The organism is Amycolatopsis japonica (assembly GCF_000732925.1).
Classification (GTDB): Bacteria; Actinomycetota; Actinomycetes; order Mycobacteriales; family Pseudonocardiaceae; genus Amycolatopsis; species Amycolatopsis japonica.
This window is the reverse complement of record NZ_CP008953.1, coordinates 7,088,447-7,113,736: the sequence shown is the minus strand read 5'-3', so window position 1 is coordinate 7,113,736 and position 25,290 is coordinate 7,088,447. Positions and strand designations below refer to the sequence as shown.

Below are 25,290 nucleotides of genomic sequence, written 5' to 3'. Positions count from 1 at the left end.
GCCTCCTTGCCTACCCTGAAGGTAGTGAAGGAGGCCTTCGCGGACGGCCTGCGCGGGGTCCGGGGCCGGGTGATAGCAAAGGTCCCTTGCTACTCCTCGATGGCGCCCCCGACCGCCCGCAGGTGCTGCCGGAACGTCAGCGAAGGTGACTTCGCCCGCTCCGCGAGGAAGTCGGCGAAGCGGACCTGCTCGCGAAGGGACTCTCCGCCGCGGATCCGGTCGGCCTGGCGCCGCTCGGTGTCGCGGATGCCTTCGGCGCGGTCCAGGACCTCGTCCGCCCGGTCGGCGGGGACGAACAGGACGCCGTCCTCGTCGCCGAACACGAGGTCTTCCCGCGTCACCGTCCATTCCCCGATGGCGGCCGATTCGAGCGCGCCGTCCGGGCGGGCGGAGACCGAGAGCGGGCCGGTCGGGATCGACCCGAGGCTGAACACCGGCAGCCCGATCTTCTTGATGTCGGCCGTGTCGCGGTGCAGCCCCCAGATCACCACGCCGCTCAGCCCGGCCGCCTCCGCTTCGAGGACCGCGAGGTCCCCGACGCAGCTCTCGTCGAGCCTGCCGCCGTTGTCGACGACGAGGACGTCGCCGGGGTTCGCGATTTCGTACGCCTCCAGGAAGACGTCGACGCTGCCGACGTGCCGGGCGGGGGTGACCCGCCCGGCGACGCGGACGCCGGGCACGACCGAGTGCGTGCCCGCGGGCGCGCACCGGACCTGAACGCCGGCGCGCACGCAGCCGTCGGTCAGATGCGCGGTGGTCAGCAGGGAGAACCGCTGCCGAAGCTCTTCGGGATCCATGCCCCGACTTTAGCCACGGCGCCACACCACGAGCTTGTCGAAGTAGTCGTCGTCCTGCAGGGTCCCCATGATTTCCCCGTTGTCGCCCACGATCGCGCCGCAACCGCTGGACGGCGCGGGAAGCGTCTCGACCGGGCCGCCCGGCGTCCACGCCGCGGGAATCGTGGCGGTACCCATGGTCCGCAAGCAGCCGGCGAGGAGTCCCGACCCGTTGAGCGCGGTCACCGTCATGGTCTCCGGCACCGGGATGGAGGTGTCAGGGGCCGTCCAAAGCCGTTGGCCCCCTTGGAGATCGGCCAGCACCTTGCCGTCCCGGATCGCGATGGCTCGTGCTTCGCGGACGCCCTCGGGAAGGGCGAGTTGCCTTGCCACGCCGTCCTTCCAGAGCCAGGCGCCGCCGCCCTGCTCCTGCATCAGGATCGTGCCATCGTGATCGATGTCCACCGGGCTGAGCAGCGGCGGGGAGTCCAGGAGCACCGGGTGCGCGCGGTCGCCGGCCGGCCAGAACGCCGCCCGTGAGCCGTATCGCGGATCGTTGAACACGTCGCCGACGATGTCGCCGCGGTTGTTCATCCCGGTGACGACCGTCTGGGCGTACCCCGGGACGTTCTCCAGGAGCTGGAACCCGCCGTTCTGGTGGACGAACGAGCGTTTGGTCCTCGTCGAGATCGCGTACCCGTTCGTGAGAATCGCCTTCGACGTGTTCTCGTCCACGGCTTCGACCGTGTCGTAGCCCGCCGGGAAGCCGTGGTTGCGCACCATCCAGCCCGACCAGGTGAGCAGTCCCCGGTCGGAGTGCCCCGCGTAGCTCCCGGCCCCGTCGGTGGCCACCACCCGGATGGCGTCTCCGCCCGGCGGCCTCAGGTAGCTCATCGTCCAGTCGCTCGCCGACGCGGTGCCCGCCGACATCAGCCCGGCGGCGACGGTGGCCGCCAAGACCATGCTCGTCCGTTTCATCAGTACCCCCTGTGAGTCGTGTTTTCCCTGTTTAACGGGGGTGCGGCTCGCCCGTCTGCGTCACCTGACACGCAACGTGCCGGAAGTAACATCCGTTCAGACCTGTATGTAAAGGTTGATAAATACAAACCTGTCTGTATCTTCAGTGGCAGCAGCGACCCGGCAACGACAAGGAGCGTCGTGGTGGCCAACAAGGTGTACGTCGTCGGCGTGGGCATGACGAAGTTCGAGAAACCCGGCCGCCGCGAGGGCTGGGACTACCCGCAGATGGCCAAGGAATCCGGGACCAAGGCGCTCGCCGACGCCGGAATCTCCTTCGACGAGGTGCGGCAGGCCTACGTCGGTTACGTCTACGGCGAGTCGACCTCGGGGCAGCGCGCGGTCTACGAACTCGGCATGACCGGGATCCCGGTCGTCAACGTCAACAACAACTGCTCGACCGGGTCGACCGCGCTGTACCTGGCCGCGGAGGCGATCCGGGGCGGCCGTGCGGACTGCGCGCTCGCGCTCGGCTTCGAGAAGATGCAGCCAGGATCGCTCGGCTCGACCTACGACGACCGCGAGCAGCCGATGGGCAAGCATCTTCAGGCGCTCGCGGAGATCTCCGAGGTGCTCTTCCCACCCGCGCCGTGGATGTTCGGCGCGGCCGGCCGTGAACACATGAAGACCTACGGCACCACCGCCGAGCATTTCGCCAAGATCGGCGAGAAGAACCACCGGCATTCGGTGAACAATCCGTACGCGCAGTTCCAGGAAAGCTATTCGCTGCAGGACATCCTCGACTCACGGATGATCTACGACCCGCTCACGAAGCTCCAGTGCTCACCGACCTCGGACGGTTCCGGCGCGGCGATCCTCGCCAGCGAGTCCTTTGTGGACTCGCACGGGCTGGACGGGCAGGCCGTGGAGATCGTCGGGCAGGCGATGACCACCGACTTCGCCAGCACCTTCGACGGGACCGCGAAGAACATCATCGGCTACGACATGAACGTCCAGGCCGCGCGCCAGGTGTACGACCAGGCCGGGCTCGGCGCGGAGGACTTCCAGGTCATCGAGCTGCACGATTGCTTCTCCGCCAACGAACTCCTGCTCTACGAAGCGCTCGGTCTCTGCGCCGAAGGGGAGGCCGGGAAGCTCGTCGACTCCGGAGACACCACCTACGGCGGGAAATGGGTCGTCAACCCCTCCGGCGGGCTGATCTCCAAGGGACATCCGCTCGGCGCCACCGGCCTCGCGCAGTGCGCCGAACTGACCTGGCAGCTGCGCGGGACCGCCGGCAAACGCCAGGTCGACGGCGTCCAGGCCGCGCTGCAACACAACATCGGACTCGGCGGCGCCGCCGTCGTCACCGCCTACCAGCGCGCCGAGCGCTGATCCCGAAAGGAAGAACCATGGGCAAGATCAGTGCCTCCGTCGAACTCCCGGCCGCTCCCGACAAGGTGTGGGCGGAGTTCTCCAACCCCAACAACTTCGAGAAGTGGCTGACCATCCACACCAAGTGGAAGGGTGAGGTCCCGGCCGAATTCTCCAAGGGAGCACAGGCTTCCGAGGTCGTCACGATGCTCGGCATGCCGAACACGATCACCTGGACCGTCGACGAGTTCGAGGCGCCGTCGAAGCTGGCGATCTCCGGCACCGGGATGGCCGGGGTGAAGGTCAAGTTCGAGCTGTCGGTGGAGGCGTCCGGAGACGGTTCGCTCGCCAGCATCGACGCGGAGTTCGCGGGTCAGATGATCGTCGGCGCGCTCGGCAAGGCCGTCGAGAAGGACGGCAAGAAGAACCTCGACGCCTCCCTCGAGAACTTCAAGGCGCTGGTCTCGTGACCGAGCGGTTCGACCCCGGCGGGCTCGGCGAATGGACCGACGAGTCGCGGTTCGAGGTCACGCGCGAGCGGCTGATCGAGTACGCGAAGGCCACCAACGACCCGATCCCGGCGCACCTCGACGGTGACGTCGCGAGCCCCGTGTTCGCGATCGTGCCGGTGTTCGAGTCGCTGATGGAACCCGCGCTCGAAGTCGTCCCGGTCGGCTTGTTCGGCCGGATCGTGCACGGAGAGCAGGAGTTCCGGTTCCATCGGCCGATCCGTCCCGGCGACAAGCTCGTGTCGCGGGCGCGGATGACCGGTTACGAGGGCCTGCCGAACGGTACCCGCGGCACCATCCACCTCGAATGCCGGACCGACGACGGAGACCTGGTCAACGAGCAGTACGTGACGCTGTTCGTGCGCGGGTTCGACACCGGGGAGACCCGCGGCGAACTCGGGCCGGACCACAAGTTCGACGAAAACCTCCGTTCGCAGGCGCCGGTGGCGAAGGTGAACCAGCACGTCGACGACGACCAGACATATCGGTACGCGCCCGCCGCCGGCGACCCGATGCCGATCCATCTCGACGAAGAGGTCGCGAAGGATTCGGGGCTGCCGGGGATCATCGCGCACGGCCTGTGCACCATGGCGTTCACCTCGTGGGCGCTGCTGACCGAGATCGCCGGGTCCGATGTGGACAGACTGAAGCGGTTCGCCGTCCGGTTCGCCAAGCCGGTGCTGCCCGGCCAGGACCTGACGACGCGGATCTGGCGCGCGGGCGCCGGGAGCTACGCGTTCGAAACCACCGTCGGCGAAACCGTCGTGATCAAGGACGGTCTCGCGGAATTCGCGGAGTAGGAGCAAAGCCATGGGAGCACTCGACGGACGCGTCGCCGTCATCACCGGCGCCGGACGCGGGATCGGCCGCGAGCACGCGCTGCTGTTCGCGCGGGAGGGCGCGAGCGTCGTGGTCAACGACCTCGGCGGGGCGAACGACGGCAGCGGCAGCGACGCCGGGCCCGCGCAGGAGGTCGTCGACGAGATCCGCGCGGCGGGCGGGAAGGCCGTGGCGAACACGGCCAACGTCGCCGAGTGGGCGGGCGCCGCCGAGCTGGTGACGCAGGCGGTGGACGAGTTCGGCAGGCTCGACGTCGTCGTGAACAACGCCGGCATCCTGCGCGACGCGTTCATCGCCGGACTTGAGGAGTCCCAATGGGATTCCGTGATCGCCGTGCATTTGAAGGGGCACGCGGCGGTGCTGCGGCACGCGGCCGCGTACTGGAAGACCGCGAGCAAGGCAGGCGAGCCGGTGGCGGGCTCGGTGATCAACACCGCCTCCGCGTCCGGGACCACGCTGCCGAACGCGGGGCAGGCGAACTACGGCGCGGCGAAGGCGGGGATCGCCGCGCTGACGCTGGTCGCCGCCGAGGAACTGGAGCGCTACGGCGTGCGGGTGAACGCGATCGCGCCGATCGCGCGCACGCGGCTCACTCTGGCGACGCCGGGGATGGGCGCGATCTTCGCCCAGGAGGTGGAAGAGGGGGAGTTCGACGCGTTCTCCCCGGCGAACATCTCGCCGCTGGTCGCCTACCTCGCGACCGAGAAATGCCCGCTCACCGGCAAGGTGTTCGCCGTGCAGGGCGGCGCGATCTCCGAACTCGCGGGCTGGCACGACGTCAAGGTGATCGAAACCGAGGCCGCCTGGGAGATCGACGACATCGCCGCGAGGCTCCCGTGATCGAGTGGTCCGAGACCGAACTGCTGATCAGGGACGCGATCCGGGAGTTCGTCGACAAGGAGATCCGGCCGCACCTCGACGCGCTGGAAAGCGGGACGCTGCCGCCGTACGACATCATCCGGAAGATGTTCGCGTCCTTCGGCATCGACGCGCTCGCCCGGGAATCGGTGTCGAAACTGCTGTCGAAGTCCCCTGGATCCGGTTCGGGTGGTGGCCTGGCGTTCGGTGGGCAGGAGGCGATGGCGCTCATCGCGGTGAGCGAACTGGCCGGGGTCAGTCTCGGCATCGTCGCTTCGCTCGGCGTGAGCATCGGGCTGACCGCGCAGACGATCCTGACGAAGGGCACGCAAGCGCAGAAGGAACGCTGGCTGCCCGGGCTGGCGACGTTCGAGAAGGTCGGGGCGTGGGCGATCACCGAACCCGACTCCGGCTCGGACGCTTTCGGTGGCATGAAGACGTCGGTGCGGCGCGACGGTGACGAGTACGTCCTCAATGGACAGAAGACGTTCATCACCAACGGGCCTTACGCCGACACGATCATCGTGTACGCGAAGCTCGACGACGGCTCGGCGGTCCGGGACCGCAAGGTGCTGACGTTCGTGCTGGACAAGGGGATGCCGGGGCTGACGCAGGGCAAGCCGTTCAAGAAGATGGGCATGATGTCGTCGCCGACCGGCGAGCTGTTCTTCAGCGACGTCCGGCTCGGGCGGGACAGGCTACTCGGCGAGTCCGAGACCGGCCGCGACGGCGACAGCAAGGCCGAGGTGAAGTCCGGGTTCGCCGTCGAGCGGATCGGGGTCGCGGCGCTGGCGCTCGGGATCATCAACGAATGTCATCGGCTGTGCGTGGACTACGCGAAGAACCGGAAGCTGTGGGGCCAGGAGATCGGGCGGTTCCAGCTGATCCAGCTCAAGCTGGCGAAGATGGAGGTCGCGCGGATCAACGTGCAGAACATGGTCTTCCAGCTGATCGAGACCCTGCGCGCGGGCAAGATGCCGACGCTGGCCGAGGCTTCGGCGATGAAGCTGTACTCGTCGGAGGCGGCCACCGAGGTCGCGATGGAGGCCGTGCAGTTGTTCGGCGGCAACGGGTACATGGCGGAGTACCGGGTGGAGCAGCTGGCGCGGGACGCGAAGTCGCTGATGATCTACGCGGGGAGCAACGAGATCCAGGTGACACACATCGCGAAGGGCCTGCTCGGTCGCTGAGGGAGCAAGGGACCTTTGCTACCACGTGGGATCCCGGCTCCCCGACGGACGACACCCGTGACCAGCCGGACGACACGCGTGATCGGACGGACGACACGCGTGACTGAAGGCGGAACTCGCGTGATTGGAGGCGGAACTCGCGTGATTGGTGGCGGAACTCGCGTGCTTGGGGCCGGAACGGCTCCAAGCACGCGAGTTCCGCGCTCAATCACGTGAGTGCGGGGTCAGTCGCGTTCGATCAGGTGACCGACGACCTCCGGGCCGGGGTGTGCGTGGCCGGAGCCGTCGCGACGGAGGTCGACTTCGGGGAGTTCCACCGGGTCGCCGTTGCGGGCGGCACCGGCCGGACGCGGGCCGATCCAGCCGACGATCAGCCGCGTTTCGCCCTTGAGGAACCGCTGCGCCCGGACACCACCGGTCGCGCGGCCCTTGGCCGGGTACTCGCTGAACGGGGTCACCTTCACACTCGCGCCGGTCGCGGTGACGACCATCGGCTCGCCGTGTTCGGCGTCGTCGGTGCGGATCGCGCCGAAGAAGACCACTTCCGCCTCGCCGCGCACGACGATGCCTGCCATGCCGCCGCCCTTGAGACCCTGCGGCCGTACCAGCGAAGCGGCGTAGCGCAGCAGTGACGCTTCGGACGACAGGAACGCCAGCGTCTCGTTGCCGTCGGTGAGCCAGGTGGCGCCGACGACCTCATCGCCGTCCTTCAGGCTGATCACGTCGAACTCGTCGGAGCGGACCGGCCATTCCGGCGCGCACACCTTCACGACGCCGTGTTTCGTGCCGAGCGCGAGGCCAGGGGAGCCGGCGGCCTGTTCGCCGAGCGGGGCCAGGCCGATGACGCGCTCGCCCTTCTCCAGCGGCACCAGTTCCTTCGCGGCCATCCCGCCGCGAAGCGACACGGTGCCCGCCTGCTCGGGCAGCACCGGCAGCGGCAGGACGTCGGTCTTGAACGCGCGGCCACGGTTGGTCACCAGCAGCACCTGCCCGCGTGCGGTCGAATGGACCACCGCGGCCACCGAGTCGTGTTTGACGCGGCCGTTGCGGCGCCGCACCTCCGACGCCTCCTCCGATTCCGCGGCCGTCCGCGCGACCAGCCCGGTGGCCGACAGGATCACCTGGCACGGATCGTCGGCGACCTCCAGCGGACCCGACGGCTTCGACGCGGCGAGGACCTCCTTGAGGTCGCCGTCGATCAGCGCGGTGCGGCGTTCGGCGGGGGAGTCCTTGGCGACCTTGGCCAGCTCGGCCGAGACGACCTTCTTCAGCACCGACTCGTCGTCGAGGATCTTCGACAGCTCGGCGATCTCCTCGCGCAGCTTGTCCTGCTCGGACTCGAGCTCGATCCGGTCGTACTTCGTGAGCCGCCGCAGCGGGGTGTCCAGGATGTAGGTCGCCTGGATCTCCGAGAGCTTGAACCGCTTCATCAGGCCGTCCTTCGCGGCCGCGGCGTTCTCGCTCTCGCGGATCAGCTTGATCACCTTGTCGATGTTGAGCAGGGCGATCAGCAGACCGTCGACCAGGTGCAGCCGCTCTTCGCGCTTGCGGCGCCGGTACCGCGTGCGGCGGGTGACGACCTCGTAGCGGTGGCTGAGGAAGACCTCCAGCAGCGCCTTGAGCCCCAGCGTCTGCGGCTGCCCGTCCACCAGCACCAGGTTGTTGATGCCGAACGACTGCTCCAGCGGCGTGAGCCGGTACAGATCCGCCAGCAGCGCCTGCGGGTTCACGCCGACCTTGCATTCGATGACCAGCCGTGTGCCGTTCTCGCGGTCGGTGAGGTCCTTGACGTCGGCGATACCGGTGAGCCGCTTGGACTTGTTGACCTCGTCGGTGATCTTCTCGATCACCTTCTCGGGGCCGACGCCGTACGGCAGTTCGGTGATGGTGATCGCCTGCCGCCCGCGGCTGCCCTCCAGCGGCCCGGTCTCGGCGCTGGCGCGCATGCGCACCACCCCGCGGCCGGTCTCGTACGCGCGGCGGACCTCGTCCAGCCCCAGCAGCGAGCCGCCGGTCGGCAGGTCGGGACCCGGGACGAACTCCATCAGCTTGTCCAGCGTGGCGTTCGGGTGGTTGATCAGCCACCGCGCCGCGCCGATGACCTCGGTCAGGTTGTGCGGGATCATGTTGGTCGCCATCCCGACCGCGATCCCGGAAGTGCCGTTGACCAGCAGGTTCGGGAACGCCGCGGGCAGCACGGACGGCTCTTCGAGCGAGCCGTCGTAGTTCGGCCGGAAGTCGACGGTGTCCTCGCCGAGCTCACCGACCAGCAACATCGCCTCGGGGGAAAGCCGCGCCTCGGTGTATCGGGAGGCGGCCGGGCCGTCGTCGGGGGAGCCGAAGTTGCCGTGCCCGTCGACCAGCGGGACGTTGAGCGAGAAGTCCTGCGCGAGCCGGACCATGGCGTCGTAGATCGCCGTGTCGCCGTGCGGGTGGTACTTGCCCATCACGTCGCCGACCACGCGGGACGACTTCACGTACGCGTGCGTCGGCCGGTAGCCGTTCTCGTTCATCGAGTACATGATCCGGCGGTGTACCGGCTTCAGCCCGTCCCGCGCGTCCGGGAGCGCCCGCGAGTGGATGACCGAATACGCGTACTCCAGGTACGAATCCTCGATCTCCGTCTTCAGCGAGTTGTCGAAGACGTTCGCGCCTGGCTTGTCGAACGCTGACGGGTCGACCTTGGTCGTGGTGCCCTTACGGCGTGCCATTGCTCAAAGCTCCTTGAATAGCAACGAAATCAGGCGTCGATGGCTTCGCGGTCGACCCGGTCGGAGGATTCGACCAGCCAGTTGCGGCGCGGCTCGACCTTCTCGCCCATCAACAGTTCGAGCGCGTTCTCCGCGGCTTCGACGTCGTCGAGGGTGATGCGGCGGACCGAGCGGGTGGCCGGGTTCATCGTGGTGTCCCACAGTTCGTCGGCGTCCATCTCGCCGAGACCCTTGAACCGCGGCACCGGCGTGACGATCTGCTTGCCGGCGCGTTCCAGCTCCGCGAACTTGGTCTCCATCTCCTTCTGGGTGAAGGTGAAGTGGGTTTCCGGGTTGCGGCCCTTGGTGACCAGTTTGTGCAGGGGCGGCATCGCGGCGTAGAGCCTGCCGTCCTCGATGACCGGCCGCATGTACTTCGCGAACAGCGTGATCAACAGCGTGCGGATATGCGAACCGTCGACGTCCGCGTCGGCCATCAGGATCACCCGGCCGTACCGCATGGTCGACAGGTCGAACGTGCGCCCGCTGCCCGCGCCGAGCACCTGCACGATGGAGGCGATCTCGGCGTTCTTCAAGGTGTCGCCGAGCGACGCCTTCTGGACGTTGAGGATCTTGCCGCGCAAGGGAAGCAGCGCCTGGTACTCCGACACGCGCGCCATCCGCGCCGAACCGAGGGCGCTGTCACCCTCGACGAGGAACAGCTCGCTGCGGGAGACGCCGGTGGTGCGGCAGTCGACCAGCTTCGGCGGCATCGCCGCGCCTTCGAGCGCGGTCTTGCGCCGGGCCGCGTCCTTCTGCTGCTTCTGGGTGAGCCGGACGCGTGCCGCGTCGACCACCTTCTGCAGCACGATCTTCGCCTCGGACTTGGTCTTGCGCTCCTCGGTCCAGGACCGGATGTGCTTGTCGACGACGCCCTGGATGACGCGGGTGATGCCGGCGGTGGACAGCTCGTCCTTGGTCTGCGAGGTGAACTGCGGCTCCGGCAGCCGGACGTGGACGACCGCCGTCATACCTTCGAGCACGTCCTCGACGGTCGGCATGTCCTCCTTGGGCTTGAGCAGCCCGCGGGTTTTGGAAATGGCGTCCTGCAAGGCTTTCAGCACCGCGCGGTCGAAACCGCGGCGATGGGTGCCGCCGTGCACGTTGCGGATGGTGTTGGTGAAGCATTCCACCGTGCGCTCGTAGCCGGTGCCCCAGCGCAGCGCGACCTCGATCTCCGCGTGACGCACCACATTGGACTGCATGACACCGCTGGCGTCGGCCGCGTTCTCCTTGTACGTGCCCTCGCCGTTGATGATCAGCGTGCCGCAGACGGGTTTCTCGCTGTCCGGGGCGAGGAAGTCGACCATGTCGGCGAGGCCGTTGGGGAAGTGGAAGGTCTCTTCGCTGATCGAGTCGTCGACTGCGGTGCGCAGCACGTACGTGACGCCGGGGACCAGGAACGCGGTGTTGCGCATCTTCGCGCGGACACCCTCGACGTCGAGCGCGGCGCCGCTCTCGAAGTAGCGCGAGTCGTACCAGTACCGGATCGACGTGCCGGAGCGCTCGCCGCGCTTCATCTTGCCGGTGACGTTCAGCCCGGACTTGCGGGTGAACTTGGCCTTCGGGCCGGGCCCGTCGAACACGCCGGGGACGCCGTGCGCGAACGACATCTGGTGGACCTTGCCGCTCTGCTTCACCGTGACGTCGAAGCGGTGCGACAGCGCGTTCACCGCCGAGGCGCCGACACCGTGCAGACCGCCGGAGGTCTTGTAGCCCGAGCCGCCGAACTTGCCGCCCGCGTGCAGCCTGGTCAGCACCAGCTCGACACCGGACAAACCGGATTTGGCGTGCGTTCCGGTGGGGATGCCGCGGCCGTCGTCGTCGACCTGGACGCTGCCGTCGGCGTGCAGGGTGACCACGATCTTCGTGGCGTGACCCGCCACGCCCTCGTCGGTCGAGTTGTCCACGACCTCGGAGAACAGGTGGTTGATGCCGCGGCTGTCGGTGGAGCCGATGTACATCCCGGGGCGCTTGCGGACCGCTTCCAGACCCTCGAGATGCGTCAGGTCGTCGGCCCCGTACAGGGTCTCAGCAGTCACTGGGTACTTCTCCTGGAGTCGTGGCTCGCGAACTAGCTCGTGGAGGTGGTGTTCAACGCGACACCGTACTGGAGGATATCCGTCCCCTCCGACAGCTTCGTTCTCCCGAGCCCCGCGTGTGGCGCATCACCCTGTCCCGATGGGCGGGTCACGGCTGGGGAAAGCGGCTTCCTCAAGGCTCGGATGAGGCGTTATCGTTTCCGGTGTCACAGGGTGACGGGGGGAACAAGGTGGCCGTCGGAACCGGTCCCACACGCGTCTCGACCGCACAACGCGTCGTGAGTCTCTGGTATTTCGTGGTGGTCATCGGCTCGCTCGGGCTGCTCGCGCCGCTGCCGTTCGTGCACGCGGCGATCCGGCTGCGCCGCACGTTCGTGGTGCTCTACGTGTTCCTCTACGGCGGAGTCTCCTACGGGCTGCTCTACCTGCTCTCCCTCGAGGAGACGGAGGGCCCGGTCGGGACGGTCATGGCCCTCTCGTGGTTCTTCGGCACGATCCTGTTGATCACCGTGTCCTGTGTCCATCTCGCGCTGCTGCGGAAGAAGATCCTCTACCCGCCGCCGACGGCGTGGGTCGAGTCCGGCATGCACTGCGGGCTGTTCTCGATCGACATCTCCGGGTTCGGGCAGGTCGGCCGCAGCAGCGAGGTCTTCGTCCAGGTCCGGCGGATGCTCTTCGGCGTTCTCTCCACCGCCTTCGAGGCCAGCGGGATCGCCTGGGAGGCCTGTCTGAAGCGCGACACCGGGGACGGCATGATCGTCGTGGTCCCGCCGCATTTCCCGAAGTTCCGCCTGGTGTACCCGCTGGTGTCCCGGCTGGCCGCCGAACTGGCCCGGTACAACGTCGGCACCGAGCCCGCCCTGCGGATCCGGGTCCGGGTGGCGATCCACGCCGGCGAGATCGCGCTCGACGAGTACGGCGTGACGGGACGGCCGAAGGTGCTGCTCGCCCGGCTGCTGGACTCGCGGGTGCTGCGGGACGCGCTCGCCGAAGCGCCGGGCGAGTCGCCCGTGGTGGTGCTCGTGTCGGACCGGTTCCACGAGGACGTCCAGGACCAGGGCGGCCCCGGTCTCGACACGATGAGCTACCGGCAGGTGCTCGTGCACGAGAAGGAGACCGAGGTCCGCGCCTGGCTGCACGTCCCGGATCCGGTGTTCAGAGAGCTGCCGTGAGGACCTCCAGCGCGCTGTGCTGACGGGCGGCGTCGATCTTGTCGACCGGTCCCGCCCAGCGCAGGCCGTGCTGATCGAGCGACGTGCGGTTGTTCGCGATCGTCGAGTTCGCTTGGCGCGTCAGGTAAGCGCGGTACGGCCTGCCCGCCAGCGCCCGGTCGAGCTCGCCGAGGCCCCTGGCGTACGCGCCCTTGAACGACGGCCCGTCGGCCCCGCAGTCGCCGGATTCGCACGGGTCGCGCAGGATCCCGTCCGAGTGCAGGAGCGACGTCGTGGTGGAGGCGTCCGCGAGCCGCCGGGCCGTGGTGAGCAGGGTGGCGTCACCGGTCGCGCGCCGCAGTTCGACGAGCGCGCCGAGGACGATGCCCTGGTTGTAACTCCAGACGGCCTGGCCGTTGTTGGCGCAGGAGGCGTTCAGGCCGTCGTTGATCAGGGCGTTCCCGTTGATCATGCCGCTCGCGCGGAACCAGTCCCAGACCTCGCGTGCCCGCGCGAGCTGACGCGTGTCGCCGGGGATCCGGTTGTGCAGTGAGGCGGCCACCTTGACGTACAGCTCGTTGGTGACGGCGTTCTTGTACGTCTTCGCCGTCGACCACCAGAGTCCGCCGCCGCAGGTCCCGTCACGGTAGGAGTACATGTAGTCCGCCGCGATGACGGCGGTGTCGAGGTAGCGGCGGTCCTTCGTGAGGTCGTAGGCGCGGATCCAGGCGAGCGCCCACCAGCCGGTGTCGTCGATGTATTCGTTCGTGAAGTTGTCGCCACGGTTGCGGTCGAAGGTGTTTCCGATGGCGTAGCGGTAGTTCTGCGAACCGGTTCGCGTGCTGTAGTCGAGGATCGCGGTGAGCGCGTTCGCCGAGTTCCACCAGCCCGTGGTCTGCCAGAGTCCCGTGCCGTTGTCGTAGAACTGCATGAGCGCGGTCGCCGCGGCTTCGGTGCGGTCCTTGGCGGCGACCGTGGTGCGGAACCACGGCGTGCAGGCGATTTCCGGCCGGTTGCCGGCCTTTCCGCAGGCGCGCAGGGCGCCGAAGCGGTGGGTGGCGGGGTCGTCGACGTTGAACATCAGGGTGCGCCAGCCGCGTTGGCCGTCGGGGACCTTCGTGTCGCCGATCCGGCTGTCGGCCGCCCAGGTGCGGCCGCCGTCGAAGGAGCGGTCGAGCCAGACTTCGTCGCCGGGGTCTCCGTTGGCGATGCCGCCCCAGCCCATGTCGTCGCCGTCGGAGAGGTGCAGCGTGATGCCGCGGCCCCAGACGGACGCCGTGCCGGGTCTTCTTTCGCCGACGGCCAAAGCGGGGTCGCGGCTGTCGCAGTACTTGGCGCAGATCGTCGCCGCGACGGTGGGTTCGGGAGTGGTGGTGGCCGGCGTGAGAGCGAATGTCAACGTTGTCACAAGCAGGGAGGTGAGCCACATGGATTCGAGTGTGGGGGCGGTCACTTTCGGGGCCGATCAAGTCACCCTTTCAGCCCGCGTCGATGGTCTGGAATACTTCTTGCGTGCGTGAAGTTGAACGCTCAAGCAACGTAACCCCGGCCTAGGGAGCAGGTCATGCAGTTCGGAATCTTCACGGTGGGCGATGTGACGACCGACCCGACCACCGGGGAGGCGCCCAGCGAGTACGAGCGGATCAAGGCGATGGTGCGGATCGCGCTCAAGGCCGAAGAGGTCGGTCTCGACGTCTTCGCGACCGGCGAGCACCACAACCCGCCCTTCGTGCCTTCGTCGCCGACGACGATGCTCGGCTACATCGCCGCGCAGACGTCGAAGATCATCCTTTCCACGTCGACCACGCTGATCACCACGAACGACCCGGTGAAGATCGCCGAAGACTTCGCGATGCTGCAGCACCTCGCCGACGGCCGCGTCGACCTGATGATGGGACGCGGCAACACCGGCCCGGTGTACCCGTGGTTCGGGCAGGACATCCGGCAGGGGATCCCGCTGGCCATCGAGAACTACCACCTGCTGCACCGGTTGTGGCGCGAGGACGTGGTCAGCTGGTCCGGCAAGTTCCGGACGCCGCTGCAGGAGTTCACCTCGACGCCGCGGCCGCTCGACGGTGTCCCGCCGTTCGTCTGGCACGGCTCGATCCGCAGCCCGGAGATCGCGGAGCAGGCCGCCTACTACGGCGACGGGTTCTTCGCGAACCACATCTTCTGGCCGAAGGAGCACTTCCAGGCGCTGATCGACCTCTACCGCGAGCGGTACGAGCACTACGGGCACGGCAAGGCGGACCAGGCCATCGTCGGACTGGGCGGACAGGTGTTCCTGCGGCCCAAGTCGCAGGACGCGGTGCGGGAGTTCCGGCCGTACTTCGACAACGCGCCGGTGTACGGGCACGGGCCGTCGCTGGAGGAGTTCACCGAGCAGACGCCGCTGACCGTCGGCAGCCCGCAAGAGGTGATCGACAAGACGCTGAGCTTCCGCGAGCACTTCGGCGACTACCAGCGTCAGCTGTTCCTGATGGACCACGCCGGCTTGCCGCTGAAGACCGTGCTGGAACAGCTCGACCTGCTGGGCGAGCACGTGATCCCGGTGCTGCGCAAGGAACTCGACTCGCTTCGTCCTTCTCACGTTCCGGAAGCCCCTACGCACGCTTCTCGTTTGGAGGTCTTGGCATGACCACGATCGCTGTCGTCACCGCGGGATTGAGTCAGCCGTCCTCGACGCGGCTGCTCGCCGACAAACTCGCCGCGGCGGTTTCCGTCGCGCTGCCGGACGTGAAGATCGAGGTGATCGAACTCCGCGATCTGGCCGTCGACGTCACGAAGAACATGCTGACCGGGTTCCCCTCCCCGGCCCTGCGGGCGGCCATCGACACGGTGACCACCGCGGACGGCCTGATCGCCGTGACACCGGTGTTCACCGCGTCGTACAGCGGGCTGTTCAAGTCGTTCTTCGACGTGCTGGACCAGAAGGCGCTCGACGGGAAGCCGGTGCTGGTCGGTGCCACCGGCGGGACCGAACGGCACTCGCTGGTGCTCGACTTCGCGCTGCGTCCGCTCTTCGCCTACCTTCGCGCCGAGCCCGTCGCGACGGCGGTGTACGCGGCTTCGTCGGACTGGGCGTCTCCGGGCGACCTCGACAAGCGGGCGTCGCGGGCGGGGCGGGAGTTCGCCTCGCGGCTGTCTTCGGATTCGCCGGCCGGGGCTCCGGAGAGCGGGTTCGTGCCGTTCGAGCAGCTGCTGGCCGGTGGGTGAGCAAGGGACCTTTGCTCTCTTTGTGCTCACGAGGCGCGTTCGGGGTTCGCCAGCTCGGCCGTTCGTCGAAGGGCGCGCGGGTCTCGGAGTTCGATGACATCGGACGCTCGCCGCGGCACGGGTCGAGTGGGGAGGATTTGGGACGTTGGACGTCCCGAATCCTCCCCGCTCACCGATATCGGCTCCACTACGGCGGCGGGACGAGGCCAAGCCCCGCAGGTCAGCAAACACCCACGGCCACGTCACAAGGCGCGTTCAGGCGGTCGGCCAGACCGGCCGGATCTCGATGGTCGCGAACTTGGCGACCGGATGCTTCGACACGACCTCGATCGCCTCGTCGAGATCGGCGCACTCGATCAGGTCGTAGCCGAGGATCTGTTCCTTCGTCTCCGCGAACGGCCCGTCCGAGACGAGCAGTTCGCCGTCGCGGTGGCGCACGGTGGTCGCGGTGGCCGCCGACCGGAGCCTGCTGCCGGACAACCGCACTCCGCGAGCGGTCATCTCGTCGACCCATTCCTGGGTCCGTTCGTCCAGCGGGTCTTCACAGTCGTCCGCACCGGGGAACGGCGTCCCGCAGATCAGCAACATGTAGCGCATCGGTCCTCCTTGGTCGAACAGTTCATCACCCCGACGAACGGTCTCCTCCGAAACAGACCGTCAGGACCAGCGCTTTCCCGTCCCGACCGGCACAATCGACGGAAAGGGACGACGGCGAGGAGACGACGGTGGGCATCGGAAAACCCGTGAAGCAGGCCCTGATCCTGATCGCGGGCATCATCCTGCTGGCGGTCGGTATCGCGCTGCTCGTGCTGCCCGGGCCCGGGTTGCTGCTGGTGCTCGCGGGTCTGCTCGTGCTGGCCTCGGAGTTCCCCGCGGTGGAAAAGTACGTCGATCCGATCCGCGACAGGGCGATGAAGGCGGCCGAGGACAGCGTTTCATCCCCGCTGCGCATCGCCGGTTCGGTGCTGGCGGGGCTGGGGCTGCTGGCCGCCGGGATCGTCTGGGGTCTGGTGCCGGGATTGCCCCTCGCGGGCTGGAGCAGCGGATCGAGTTTGATCCTTTCCGGGCTCATCCTGTTCGCGTTGCTGATCTGGAGCTACAAGCGGGTGCAGGCGCGGAGGTCCGCGAACGCCGAATAACAGCCGGGTGGTCTGGTACCGTGCGCCGCGTGGCACCCGACTTCCAGCGCGCACGGCGGCCGGAACAGGTCGAGGCCCGGCGTGCGGTGATCCTCGGCGTGGCGCGCGAACTCCTGGCCGAGCGGCCCGTCTCCCGGATCAGCCTGCGGGAACTGAGCGATCGGGTGGGCCTGGCGAAGTCGAACGTGCTGCGGTACTTCGACAGCCGTGAGGCGATTTTCCTGGAGGTCTTGGACTCGGTCTGGGTGTCGTGGCTCGACGAACTCGAAGGCGAGCTGAGCGCCCTCGACGGCCCCGGCTACGAGCGAGTCGCCACCGTCATCGCGACGTCGATCTCGCGGCAGCGCCTGCTCTGCGAGCTGATCAGCACGATGGCCGCCGTGCTGGAACGCAACATCTCCGTCGAGACCGCGCGGACGTTCAAGACGCGGGCCGGCGAACGGACCGAACGGCTCGCCGACATCGTCCGCACTCAAGTCGCGTTGGACGCCGAAGCGGCCGGCTATTTCGCGAAGGCCGTCTTCATCCTCGTCGCGGGACTGTGGCCCTACGCGAACCCAGGAGAGGCCGTGGCGACGGTCCTGGCCGAACGCGGAGCGCCCACCGGCCACGCGATGTTCGTCGACGGGTTGACCGAGGGGCTGGCGAACCAGCTGGTCGGCCTGGTCGTTCGCGCAGGTCAGAGCCCCGAGTGGTAGCAAAGGTCCCTTGCTCCCTTCCCGCACGCGCCGGTCGGCGAGAACCTGCCTAAGGTGAGCGGAACCCACTCGTACAAGGAGCGATCATGAGCCCAGGCGGCACCCACACCCTCGGCGATCTCACCGTGAGCCGGATGGGCTACGGCGCCATGCGGCTGTCCGGCCCCGGCATCTGGGGCCCGCCGAGCGACCGCGACGCCGCGATCGCGGTCCTCCGCGAGGCGGTCGAGCTGGGCGTGACCCACATCGACACGAGCGACTTCTACGGTCCGCACACGACCAACGAGCTGATCCGCGAGGCCCTGCATCCGTACCCGGACGAGCTGCACATCGTCACGAAGGTCGGCGCGAAGCGGTCCCCGGACAAGGGCTGGCCGTCGGCGCTCTCGCGCGAGGAGCTGACGTCCGCGGTCCACGACAACCTGCGCAACCTCGGCCTCGACGTGCTCGACGTGGTCAACCTGCGGCTCGCGGGGGAGCACGGCGTCTTCCCGATCCCGGTCTCGATCACGGAGCCGTTCGAGGTGCTCGCCGAGCTTCAGCAGCAGGGCCTGATCCGGCACCTCGGCCTGAGCCACGTGTCGGCGGAGCAGGTCAAGGAAGCGCGCGCCATCGCGCCGGTCGTCTGCGTGCAGAACGAGTACAACGTCGCGAACCGCGCCAACGACGGGCTCCTCGACGCCCTCGCGGCCATCAACATCCCGTTCGTGCCGTACTTCCCGCTCGGCGGGTTCACGCCGCTGCAGTCCGGCGTGCTCGACGACTGTGCCCGCCGGGTCGACGCGACGCCGATGCAGGTCGCGCTCGCGTGGCTGCTCCAGCGGTCGCCGAACATCCTGCTGATCCCGGGCACGTCCTCGCCCGCGCACCTGCGGGAGAACGTCGCCGCCGCGGACCTGGAGCTGCCCGCGGACGTCCTGGTCGACCTCGACGCCCTCGCCTAGCCGTCCGTGAAGGCCTCCTTCACTACCTTGAGGGTAGGGAAGGAGGCCTTCACGGACTTTCAGAGGACATCCCGGCGCCGCAGCAGCCAGCCGCCGAGGCCGGCGAAGACCACCAGGTAGCCGGCTACCACCAACGTCGCCTGAGAGGCGCTGACGAGTTCCCCGACGCCCGGCGTCGCGCCCGAAGCGCCGAGCGACGCCGCCAGCGAACCGGCGTTGGCTCCCGGCAGCGCCAGCTGAAGCGTGCCGACCCAGTCCACCAGCGGGGCCGCGACCCCGAACAGCAGGTTCTGCACCACCAGCAGCCACACCAGGCCGAGCCCGATCGGTAGCGCGACCCCACGCATCGCGATGGCGAGCGCCGCGCCGAGTGCCGCCCAGGTCATCGCGATGAGCCAACCGGCACCGATCCCCGTCAGCAGTGATCCGAACGACGGCCAGTTCATCGGCTCGCCTTCCGAAGAGGCGATCAGCGCGCTCGTGATCGCGCCGGTCGCGAAGCTCGTCACGACGACGGTCAGCGACGCGACGGCCAGCGCGAACAACTTTCCACTGTAGACGGTCAGTCGCGAAGGTCCTTGCGTCAGAACGGTCTTCCAGGTGCTCCAGCCGTATTCGGTGCCGACGGCCAGCACCCCGAGCACGAGCAGGATCGCCCCGAGGAACACCGGCAGTCCGCCGATCGCGTTGCCGACCAGGTTGGACGGCAGGGTCGCGGCCAGCCCGCGATCGGTACCGGGAGCTCCGCTCGACGAACCCGCCGCGCCCGCGAGCGGCAGCAGGTAGGTGAACGTCAGGCCGAGCACGACCGCGATCCCCAGCATGAACCAGTTCGCCGGACGCCGGACGAGTTTCGCCAGCTCGGCGGTGCAGCTACCCCACATGACCTGCCACCTCTCCGGTGAGCTCGAAGAAGACCTGTTCCAGATCCCGTTCGCGGACGTGCAGTTCACGGACCGCGATCCCTTCCGTGACGAGTTCGCGGTTGAGCCACGCCGCGCGTTCCGGGTCGACGGTCAGATCGAGCCCGGTCCCGCTCTCGCGCACGTTCTCCGCGCCGATCCGGCGCCGCACCAGATCGGCGGCACGCACGATCTCGTCGGACTCGATGTGCAGCACCGTGCCGCCGCGGAGTTCGGCGACGGTGTTCTCCGCGACCAGCCGCCCGCGGGAGACGACGCCGACGCGGTCGCAGATCTGCTGGACCTCGCCCAGCAGATGGCTCGACAGCAGCACGGTGCAGCCCTCCGCGCCGAGCCGCCGGATCAGCACCCGCATGTCGGCCATCCCGGCCGGGTCGAGCCCGTTGGTCGGCTCGTCGAGGATCAGCAGCCGCGGGTCCTTCAGCAGTGCCGCCGCGACACCGAGCCGCTGCCTCATGCCGAGCGAATAGGTGGAGTACCGGTCCTTGCCGCGATCGGCGAGGTCGACCATCGCGAGCACTTCGCCGACGCGGAGCGGATCCGTTCCGCTGTAGCGGGCCAATACCTTGAGATTGTCCGAGCCGGAGAGGTAGGGGTAGAACCCCGGCGATTCGATCAGCGCGCCGACCCCATCGAGGTCACCGGGCGGCCTGCCGAACAGCCGGACGCTGCCGGAGGTGGGCCGGACGAGGCCCAGCAGCATCCGCAACGTCGTCGTCTTGCCTGCGCCGTTCGGGCCGAGGAATCCGTAGATCTCGCCGGGCAGCACGGTCAGTTTCATCCGGTCGACGGCGAGTTGTTCGCCGTACCGTTTCGTGAGTTCGTCTGTGTCCACGGGAAGGTTCATGGTGACGAATGGTGTCGCGGGGAGGACTTCGCCACATCCGTTCACGAGCGGCACTTCGCGTACGTCGCCGGACGTAGCCGGATGGCCGGAATCCTGCGAGATCTGTCGAAAACACCGGTACCGGACACCTCGGCGATGATCATAGGCTCGGTGGCGTGTCGAAAATCCTCTTGATCCTCCACGTGCTCGCCGCCGTCATCGCGGTCGGCCCGGTCACCGTCGCGGCGAGCATGTTCCCCGCCGCGGCGCGAAAAGCCTTCGCCGAACCGGGTTCCGGGCTGTCGGTGCTGCGCGCGCTCAACCGGATCTGCCGCGTCTACGCGATTTTCGGTCTCGCGGTGCCGTTCTTCGGGCTGGCGACGGCGGGAAGCATGCGGGTCTTCGGCGACGCGTGGGTGATCGTGTCGATCGTGCTGACCGCCGCGGCCGCCGGTGTGCTGGCGTTGCTGGTGCTGCCCGGGCAGAACGCGATCCTCGCCGCGCTGGACGCGGAGCCGCCGTCGGCGCCGGTCACCGCGGGGCGGGTGGCGATGTACACCGGGATGTTCAACCTGCTGTGGGCCGTGGTGACGGTGCTGATGATCGTACGGCCCGGGTCGACCACCGGTGCCTGAAAAGCCTCGTGAGTGGATCACCACTCACGAGGCTCTTGGTCAGGCGCTCAGCAACTGATTGAAGAACGACCGGTAGCGGCGAAGCGCGATCCGGAGGTCTTCGGTGGCCGGTTCGCCCTGGCTCCACGCGGATTCCAGTTCCTTCTTGTGGTCCGCGAAGGTCGTGGCCAGGTTCTGGATCACCACCGCGACGAGTTCGTCGGCCTCCTTGACCGCTCGACGCGGATCGTCCACAAAGGCCGTCTGGATGCCTTGCCAGCTGTCGCGGAACCTCTCGACGTCGACGTTTTCGAACAACGTCTGCGCGTCGTCTTCGGTGGTGCGCCGGGAATCGGTGGCCACCAGGTCCTCGGTGCCCAGGGGACGGCCGGCGTCGCCGTCAGCGGTCCGATCCTCGTCGGGCCGTTCCGTCGTCCCCGCGACGCGTTCCGTTCCCTCGGTTTCCAGTGGCCTGCTTTCCATGGCTTTCCGCTCCTTCGCCGGCATCGGTCAACAGATCTTCGAACACTTCGCGGTAGTGCTTCATCGCTTCCCGCATGTCCTCTGTGGACATTTCGGATTCCCGGTGGCGCACCAGCGTGTCGTGCCCGGCGCGGTAGTGCCGCAACGCGTTCGCGTGCCGGACGGACAGATCCGCGAGCTGCTGGTCGTACCCCTCGGTCGGGTAGCCGCGCTCGGCCATCAACGAGACCAGTACCCGGTCCGCCTCGACGACGGCGCCGGACGGGCGGTCGACGAACTGTTCCTGGATCAGCGCCCATTCCTGCGCGTACCGGTCCTTTGTGGTCTCGGGCAACGGCCGGATGTCGAGATCCGAATGTCGTTTCACCCGCGACGAAAGCTCACGTTCGGCTTCTCGCGGGCTTTCGTGCTCCTTGACGGCCCGGTCGTATTCGGGCCCGAACGTCTCTCGCAATCGCCGCCTGCGTTGTCCTTCGATGACGAACCAAGCGGCCGCTCCCACCACCAGGATCGCGGCGATGACGATGATGATGACCAACCACGTGGGCATCGTTATCTCTCCTCCGGATATTCGCCGGTCATCCCCCGACAGGCGGTGAGTTCCCCGCCTTCTCGGCCGGAAACCCTTGTGCCGCAAGAAGTTTTGGATCTTAGGCCGGATGGCCCAGCGAAATGATCTCTCTTGGGCCACTTCGCGGACGTCTGTGCGGCCATGCGGAGGAGGTCGTGAGGCTCGCTAATCAAGCGTCCCCCTATTGGGTGCCGCCGATGACTCAGTGTAGGTAAAAACTCCCGATCACTGCTCCGTTGTGGCACTATTGCCCCGTTCGCAGGAAGAGGGCCTGCGAACGGAGGGGGCCGCCGTAATGGGGCTGCCTGGTACGACAGAAAAGATCATCAGGGGAGGAGATCGTCAAATGTCGACGCCTACGGACGTCAAGGACCCCATCGGCGAGGAGGAGCCGGTCGACCCGGCTCAGCCCAAGCCCGAACTGCCGCAGCACGAGCACAGCCCGGACTGCGAGCACTACCGCGACAAGCTGCTGGAATGCACTGGTGGGTGCGCCCAGACTCCGCCGCCTGTGCCCTGAGGCGCGGATTGTGCTGAAGGCTTTTTCCCGCCCGCCGGGTGTTTCCCGGCGGGCGGGATTCATTCGGCTACGGACTGTGTTCTCATAGATCAGTGGCTGTCACCATGCTCGATCAACTCGAGGTCATTCGTAAAGCGCGTGGCCTGCATCAAGCCGGGCTCGAAGCGGCTTGTTCCGCACGTCAGCGCGAGGGGATCCGGCTGCTTCGCCGAGGGATGGCGTTGCTCGAATCGATCCATCCCGTGGCGGCGGAACACGGTGACGAGTGGCTGGTCGCCCGGATTCGGCTGGCGTCGACCATCGCGACGGTCGGTTCGGAGACCAGTGGCGCGGTCTCGGCGGGGCTTGCCGGTCTCGACGCGATCCGCCCACTTCTCGACGAAGTCTCGGATCCATGGCTGAAGACGGACCTCAGCGGCCGCGTCGACCACAACTACGCCCTTCTGCTCATGTCGGCGGGGCGCAACGAAGAAAGCATCGTCTTTTTCGACGCTTCGCTCGAACACAAGAGGGCCGGATTGGCAGTGGCGACCGACCGGCTGCCGCTGCTCGACGGCTTCCTGAACACGCTGGCCACCCGTGGGCTCGCCTATACCCGGCTGGGTGAAGTCGGCCGGGCCCGGGCAGACCTTTCCGAGGGAATCGAGATCGCGGACTCGAACGGCTTGCGAGTACAGGCCGCCGAGGTGAGACGGCACCTCGGGATCCTCGAACAGCGCGTCGGGAACGTTCCGGCCGCGCTGCGCGTCCACGAGGAAAGTGAGCGCATCTATCAGCAGTTAGGGACCATGACGCCTCCGTTGCTCAAGCAGGAACAGGCCAGGGCCCTGCTCACCGCTGGGCTCGCGGACGAGGCCGGCGGTCATCTCGACGAAATAATTCCGTGGATGCTGGAGCAACGAAGCGTCGCCAGGGATTTGGCCGGGGCGGAGCTGCTCCGTGCCTCGGCGGCCTTGATGAGTGACGATCTCGAACTCGCCCGTTCCCACGCCGCGTCCGCCCGTCGCAGGATGCTTCGCTGGGGCTGCCAGACCTGTGTCGCCAACGCGACCATCGTCGGCCTCCGCGCCGACGTGCAGGAAGCCTTGCGCACCAACGAAATCCCGCCCACTCTGACCTCGCGCGCGCTGCGGGCGGCGAACGGGATGCCGATGCCGCGGCTCGCCGATCAGGCCGCGCTGGCGCGGATGCTGGCGGTTCGGGTCGAGCTGCGGAAGGGGAAACGCAAACGCGCCGCCGAGCTGCTCGCGCGGATTCCGCAGCCGGGGCGGTTGACTTCCGTCGATTACCGGATGCTGCGCAGGCTTTGCCGTGCGGAACTCGCGGTGGCCGAGGGGGACAAGACCAAGGCGCTGGCGGAGATCCGGGCCGGGCTCACCGAACTCGACCGCGTCCGCGACCGGATGGGCGGTATCGAGCTGGTTTCCGGTACGGCGCTGCACGGCAGGGAGCTGGCGGATCTGGCCGTCAAGATCGTGCTGGAGCGGGCCGATGCGGCCCGGTTGTTCGGCTGGACGGAGCGGACCCGGGCGCAAAGTTACCGGTACGAACCGGTTGTCGCGACCGATCCGGAGCTCGCCGAGCGCGTCGGCGAGGTCCGAGGGCTCGATCAGGCGATCCATCAGGCGCAGCACGAGGGGCATCCGACGGCGGCCTTGCGGACGAAGCACGCCGAGCGGTTGCGCGAGGCGCATCGGCTCGGCTGGCATACGGGTCGCTGGGGGAGGCCCCGGCCGGTCGCGCGGCTCGCGGAGGTCGCCGAGGAGCTGGGCGAACGCGCGTTGGTGAGTTTCGCGTCGTCGGGGGACGACCTGGTGGCGATGGTCGTCGTCGACGGGCGGTGCGAGCTGATGCGGCTCGGTTCGGCCGAGCGGGCGGCGGAGTCTGCGCGGATGCTGAACGTCGATCTCGACGCCCTCGCGCCGGATCGCCTGCCGGCGCCGTTGGTCCAGTCGGTGCTCGGTTCGGCGCGGAAACAGGCCGACCGGCTGGACACCCAGCTGATCCGGCCGCTCGAAGCGCTGCTCGGGGATCGCGGCCTGATCGTCGTGCCGACCGGTCCGTTGTTCGCCGTCCCGTGGGGAGTGCTGCCGGCGTTGCGGTCGCGGCCGATCGTCGTCGCGCCGTCGGCGACGGCCTGGCTGGGGGCGGCGCGGTCGACCGTCTCCCGTGCGCGGAAGGTCGTTCTCGTCCGGGGCCCCGGACTTGTCGGGACGCGTGGTGAGCTGGACAAACTCGCCGTGCATTACCGGACCGCGCGGACGCTGGCCGGTGCCGAGGCGACCGTGTCCTCCGTCTTGCGCGCGCTGGACGGGGCGAAGCTCGCGCACATCGCCGCACACGGTGCGCACGAGCCCGAGAACGCCTTGTTCTCCCGGCTGGAATTGGCCGACGGCGCGCTCTTCGCGCACGAGATGGCCGGGTTGGCGCAGCCGCCGACACAGGTCGTCTTCGCGGCGTGCGAATTGGCGCTGAACCGGATCCGGCCCGGCGACGAGGTCCTCGGTTTCGCCAGCGCGTTGCTCGCGAGCGGTTCGCGGACGGTGATCGCGCCGTTGAGCCGAGTCGGTGACGAGGCCGCGGCGGCCGCGATGGACGATTACCACCGCGGTCTCGCGGGAGGGGCCGGACCGGCGACCGCGCTGGCGGACACCATCGCCGTTGATCCGTTCCGGCGACCGTTCGTCTGTTTGGGTGCGGGCTGATCCTCCGGCTTGACAACCCCTGTTCGATCTTCACGACTCCAAGTGCCCGGTTGGTTACTCTTGACCGAGTCGTCTGAACCAATTATGGTCTAGACCACATTCGCCGGCTCGGCGCTTCGGCGGATGTGTCCCCACCTTCATTGGTATTTCGCTCGCTGTGACCCAGGAATCTCGAGTCCGCGGTGGGTGTAGAGATTGGGAAAG

Annotated in this window: 24 protein-coding genes; 14 read left to right on the top strand and 10 right to left on the bottom strand. The window is 68.0% G+C overall.

Annotated elements, in window-relative coordinates; translation table 11 throughout:
* Nucleotides 1-89: 89 nt before the first annotated feature.
* Nucleotides 90-797 carry an RraA family protein gene (locus tag AJAP_RS32690; protein ID WP_038518698.1) on the bottom strand — a complete coding sequence of 236 codons (708 nt, stop codon included), beginning with the start codon at nucleotides 795-797 and terminating at the stop codon, nucleotides 90-92.
* A gap of 9 nt (nucleotides 798-806) precedes the next feature.
* The gene (locus tag AJAP_RS32685; RefSeq protein ID WP_228694688.1) at nucleotides 807-1,754 is read right to left on the bottom strand and encodes a hypothetical protein; all 948 of its coding nucleotides are present in this window, start codon (nucleotides 1,752-1,754) and stop codon (nucleotides 807-809) included.
* Between the two features lie 180 nt (nucleotides 1,755-1,934).
* Here AJAP_RS32685 and AJAP_RS32680 point away from each other — a divergent pair, with 180 nt between their 5' ends.
* The 5 genes from AJAP_RS32680 to AJAP_RS32660 are packed head-to-tail and all read left to right on the top strand — an operon-like array spanning nucleotide 1,935 to nucleotide 6,504.
* On the top strand, nucleotides 1,935-3,128 hold the full coding sequence (locus AJAP_RS32680; protein WP_202965551.1) for a lipid-transfer protein: 1,194 nt from the start codon (nucleotides 1,935-1,937) through the stop codon (nucleotides 3,126-3,128).
* 17 nt (nucleotides 3,129-3,145) lie between these two features.
* Nucleotides 3,146-3,577, top strand: a complete 432-nt coding sequence (locus AJAP_RS32675; protein ID WP_016331679.1) for a type II toxin-antitoxin system Rv0910 family toxin — start codon at nucleotides 3,146-3,148, stop codon at nucleotides 3,575-3,577.
* Complete coding sequence (locus AJAP_RS32670) at nucleotides 3,574-4,416, top strand: MaoC/PaaZ C-terminal domain-containing protein (protein ID WP_038518694.1); 843 nt, start codon at nucleotides 3,574-3,576, stop codon at nucleotides 4,414-4,416. Before AJAP_RS32675 ends, AJAP_RS32670 begins: the two co-directional genes overlap by 4 nt.
* A 10-nt stretch (nucleotides 4,417-4,426) precedes the next feature.
* Nucleotides 4,427-5,296 (top strand): SDR family oxidoreductase, encoded by an 870-nt coding sequence (locus AJAP_RS32665; protein WP_038518692.1) that lies wholly within the window; start codon nucleotides 4,427-4,429, stop codon nucleotides 5,294-5,296.
* A complete protein-coding gene (locus AJAP_RS32660) occupies nucleotides 5,293-6,504 on the top strand; it encodes an acyl-CoA dehydrogenase family protein (RefSeq protein ID WP_038518690.1) in 1,212 nt (403 codons plus the stop codon). Before AJAP_RS32665 ends, AJAP_RS32660 begins: the two co-directional genes overlap by 4 nt.
* A 224-nt stretch (nucleotides 6,505-6,728) precedes the next feature.
* On the opposite strand, the gene AJAP_RS32655 is transcribed toward AJAP_RS32660, so the two are convergent.
* Entirely contained in the window at nucleotides 6,729-9,215 is a 2,487-nt protein-coding gene (locus AJAP_RS32655; RefSeq protein ID WP_038518688.1) for a DNA gyrase/topoisomerase IV subunit A, read from the bottom strand.
* Nucleotides 9,216-9,244: 29 nt separating this feature from the next.
* Nucleotides 9,245-11,296 carry a DNA gyrase/topoisomerase IV subunit B gene (locus AJAP_RS32650; protein ID WP_038518686.1) on the bottom strand — a complete coding sequence of 684 codons (2,052 nt, stop codon included), beginning with the start codon at nucleotides 11,294-11,296 and terminating at the stop codon, nucleotides 9,245-9,247.
* 278 nt (nucleotides 11,297-11,574) lie between these two features.
* On the opposite strand from AJAP_RS32650, the gene AJAP_RS32645 reads away from it, so the two are divergent.
* The gene (locus tag AJAP_RS32645; RefSeq protein WP_228694686.1) at nucleotides 11,575-12,468 is read left to right on the top strand and encodes a hypothetical protein; all 894 of its coding nucleotides are present in this window, start codon (nucleotides 11,575-11,577) and stop codon (nucleotides 12,466-12,468) included.
* Here the strand turns inward: AJAP_RS32645 and AJAP_RS32640 are convergent.
* Nucleotides 12,452-13,876 carry a glycoside hydrolase family 76 protein gene (locus AJAP_RS32640; protein ID WP_038518682.1) on the bottom strand — a complete coding sequence of 475 codons (1,425 nt, stop codon included), beginning with the start codon at nucleotides 13,874-13,876 and terminating at the stop codon, nucleotides 12,452-12,454. The genes AJAP_RS32645 and AJAP_RS32640 overlap by 17 nt on opposite strands.
* A gap of 135 nt (nucleotides 13,877-14,011) precedes the next feature.
* On the opposite strand from AJAP_RS32640, the gene AJAP_RS32635 reads away from it, so the two are divergent.
* Together AJAP_RS32635 and AJAP_RS32630 are read left to right on the top strand one after the other, a co-directional pair.
* Nucleotides 14,012-15,085: an LLM class flavin-dependent oxidoreductase gene (locus tag AJAP_RS32635; protein ID WP_038518680.1), complete on the top strand. Its 1,074-nt coding sequence runs from the start codon at nucleotides 14,012-14,014 to the stop codon at nucleotides 15,083-15,085.
* On the top strand, nucleotides 15,082-15,663 hold the full coding sequence (locus AJAP_RS32630) for an FMN reductase (protein ID WP_038518678.1): 582 nt from the start codon (nucleotides 15,082-15,084) through the stop codon (nucleotides 15,661-15,663). The genes AJAP_RS32635 and AJAP_RS32630 overlap by 4 nt, the downstream gene beginning before the upstream one ends.
* A gap of 255 nt (nucleotides 15,664-15,918) precedes the next feature.
* Here the strand turns inward: AJAP_RS32630 and AJAP_RS32625 are convergent, their stop codons facing one another.
* Entirely contained in the window at nucleotides 15,919-16,260 is a 342-nt protein-coding gene (locus AJAP_RS32625; RefSeq protein ID WP_038518676.1) for a YciI family protein, read from the bottom strand.
* 128 nt (nucleotides 16,261-16,388) lie between these two features.
* Between AJAP_RS32625 and AJAP_RS32620 the strand changes: the two genes are divergently transcribed.
* The 3 genes from AJAP_RS32620 to AJAP_RS32610 all read left to right on the top strand — a co-directional run bounded on the left by AJAP_RS32620 (nucleotide 16,389) and on the right by AJAP_RS32610 (nucleotide 18,444).
* A complete protein-coding gene (locus AJAP_RS32620; RefSeq protein WP_038518674.1) occupies nucleotides 16,389-16,802 on the top strand; it encodes a PGPGW domain-containing protein in 414 nt (137 codons plus the stop codon).
* Between the two features lie 29 nt (nucleotides 16,803-16,831).
* Nucleotides 16,832-17,500 (top strand): TetR/AcrR family transcriptional regulator, encoded by a 669-nt coding sequence (locus AJAP_RS32615; protein ID WP_038518672.1) that lies wholly within the window; start codon nucleotides 16,832-16,834, stop codon nucleotides 17,498-17,500.
* 86 nt (nucleotides 17,501-17,586) lie between these two features.
* Entirely contained in the window at nucleotides 17,587-18,444 is an 858-nt protein-coding gene (locus AJAP_RS32610) for an oxidoreductase (protein ID WP_038518671.1), read from the top strand.
* A gap of 59 nt (nucleotides 18,445-18,503) precedes the next feature.
* Here the strand turns inward: AJAP_RS32610 and AJAP_RS32605 are convergent, their stop codons facing one another.
* Nucleotides 18,504-19,328, bottom strand: a complete 825-nt coding sequence (locus AJAP_RS32605) for an ABC transporter permease (RefSeq protein ID WP_038518668.1) — start codon at nucleotides 19,326-19,328, stop codon at nucleotides 18,504-18,506.
* Nucleotides 19,318-20,214, bottom strand: a complete 897-nt coding sequence (locus AJAP_RS32600; RefSeq protein WP_038524329.1) for an ABC transporter ATP-binding protein — start codon at nucleotides 20,212-20,214, stop codon at nucleotides 19,318-19,320. The genes AJAP_RS32605 and AJAP_RS32600 overlap by 11 nt, the downstream gene beginning before the upstream one ends.
* A gap of 155 nt (nucleotides 20,215-20,369) precedes the next feature.
* Here AJAP_RS32600 and AJAP_RS32595 point away from each other — a divergent pair, with 155 nt between their 5' ends.
* The gene (locus AJAP_RS32595; RefSeq protein ID WP_038518666.1) at nucleotides 20,370-20,828 is read left to right on the top strand and encodes a membrane protein; all 459 of its coding nucleotides are present in this window, start codon (nucleotides 20,370-20,372) and stop codon (nucleotides 20,826-20,828) included.
* Nucleotides 20,829-20,867: 39 nt separating this feature from the next.
* Here AJAP_RS32595 and AJAP_RS32590 read toward each other — a convergent pair whose 3' ends face one another.
* A complete protein-coding gene (locus AJAP_RS32590) occupies nucleotides 20,868-21,170 on the bottom strand; it encodes a hypothetical protein (RefSeq protein ID WP_228694684.1) in 303 nt (100 codons plus the stop codon).
* Between the two features lie 37 nt (nucleotides 21,171-21,207).
* On the bottom strand, nucleotides 21,208-21,840 hold the full coding sequence (locus AJAP_RS32585) for a hypothetical protein (RefSeq protein WP_038518662.1): 633 nt from the start codon (nucleotides 21,838-21,840) through the stop codon (nucleotides 21,208-21,210).
* A gap of 367 nt (nucleotides 21,841-22,207) precedes the next feature.
* On the opposite strand from AJAP_RS32585, the gene AJAP_RS44175 reads away from it, so the two are divergent.
* Complete coding sequence (locus AJAP_RS44175; protein WP_158509814.1) at nucleotides 22,208-22,381, top strand: hypothetical protein; 174 nt, start codon at nucleotides 22,208-22,210, stop codon at nucleotides 22,379-22,381.
* A gap of 104 nt (nucleotides 22,382-22,485) precedes the next feature.
* Nucleotides 22,486-25,086 carry a CHAT domain-containing protein gene (locus tag AJAP_RS32580; protein WP_051972669.1) on the top strand — a complete coding sequence of 867 codons (2,601 nt, stop codon included), beginning with the start codon at nucleotides 22,486-22,488 and terminating at the stop codon, nucleotides 25,084-25,086.
* Nucleotides 25,087-25,290 lie beyond the last annotated feature (204 nt).

Excerpts from the sequence above, each read along its gene's own strand:
- AJAP_RS32690 (WP_038518698.1), bottom strand. The coding sequence starts at position 797 with ATGGATCCCGAAGAGCTTCGGCAGCGGTTCTCCCTGCTGACCACCGCG.
- AJAP_RS32685 (WP_228694688.1), bottom strand. The coding sequence starts at position 1,754 with ATGAAACGGACGAGCATGGTCTTGGCGGCCACCGTCGCCGCCGGGCTG.
- AJAP_RS32675 (WP_016331679.1), top strand. The coding sequence starts at position 3,146 with ATGGGCAAGATCAGTGCCTCCGTCGAACTCCCGGCCGCTCCCGACAAG.
- AJAP_RS32665 (WP_038518692.1), top strand. The coding sequence starts at position 4,427 with ATGGGAGCACTCGACGGACGCGTCGCCGTCATCACCGGCGCCGGACGC.
- AJAP_RS32655 (WP_038518688.1), bottom strand. The coding sequence starts at position 9,215 with ATGGCACGCCGTAAGGGCACCACGACCAAGGTCGACCCGTCAGCGTTC.
- AJAP_RS32640 (WP_038518682.1), bottom strand. The coding sequence starts at position 13,876 with ATGTGGCTCACCTCCCTGCTTGTGACAACGTTGACATTCGCTCTCACG.
- AJAP_RS32635 (WP_038518680.1), top strand. The coding sequence starts at position 14,012 with ATGCAGTTCGGAATCTTCACGGTGGGCGATGTGACGACCGACCCGACC.
- AJAP_RS32630 (WP_038518678.1), top strand. The coding sequence starts at position 15,082 with ATGACCACGATCGCTGTCGTCACCGCGGGATTGAGTCAGCCGTCCTCG.
- AJAP_RS32625 (WP_038518676.1), bottom strand. The coding sequence starts at position 16,260 with ATGCGCTACATGTTGCTGATCTGCGGGACGCCGTTCCCCGGTGCGGAC.
- AJAP_RS32610 (WP_038518671.1), top strand. The coding sequence starts at position 17,587 with ATGAGCCCAGGCGGCACCCACACCCTCGGCGATCTCACCGTGAGCCGG.
- AJAP_RS32605 (WP_038518668.1), bottom strand. The coding sequence starts at position 19,328 with ATGTGGGGTAGCTGCACCGCCGAGCTGGCGAAACTCGTCCGGCGTCCG.
- AJAP_RS32600 (WP_038524329.1), bottom strand. The coding sequence starts at position 20,214 with ATGAACCTTCCCGTGGACACAGACGAACTCACGAAACGGTACGGCGAA.
- AJAP_RS32585 (WP_038518662.1), bottom strand. The coding sequence starts at position 21,840 with ATGCCCACGTGGTTGGTCATCATCATCGTCATCGCCGCGATCCTGGTG.
- AJAP_RS44175 (WP_158509814.1), top strand. The coding sequence starts at position 22,208 with ATGTCGACGCCTACGGACGTCAAGGACCCCATCGGCGAGGAGGAGCCG.
- AJAP_RS32580 (WP_051972669.1), top strand. The coding sequence starts at position 22,486 with ATGCTCGATCAACTCGAGGTCATTCGTAAAGCGCGTGGCCTGCATCAA.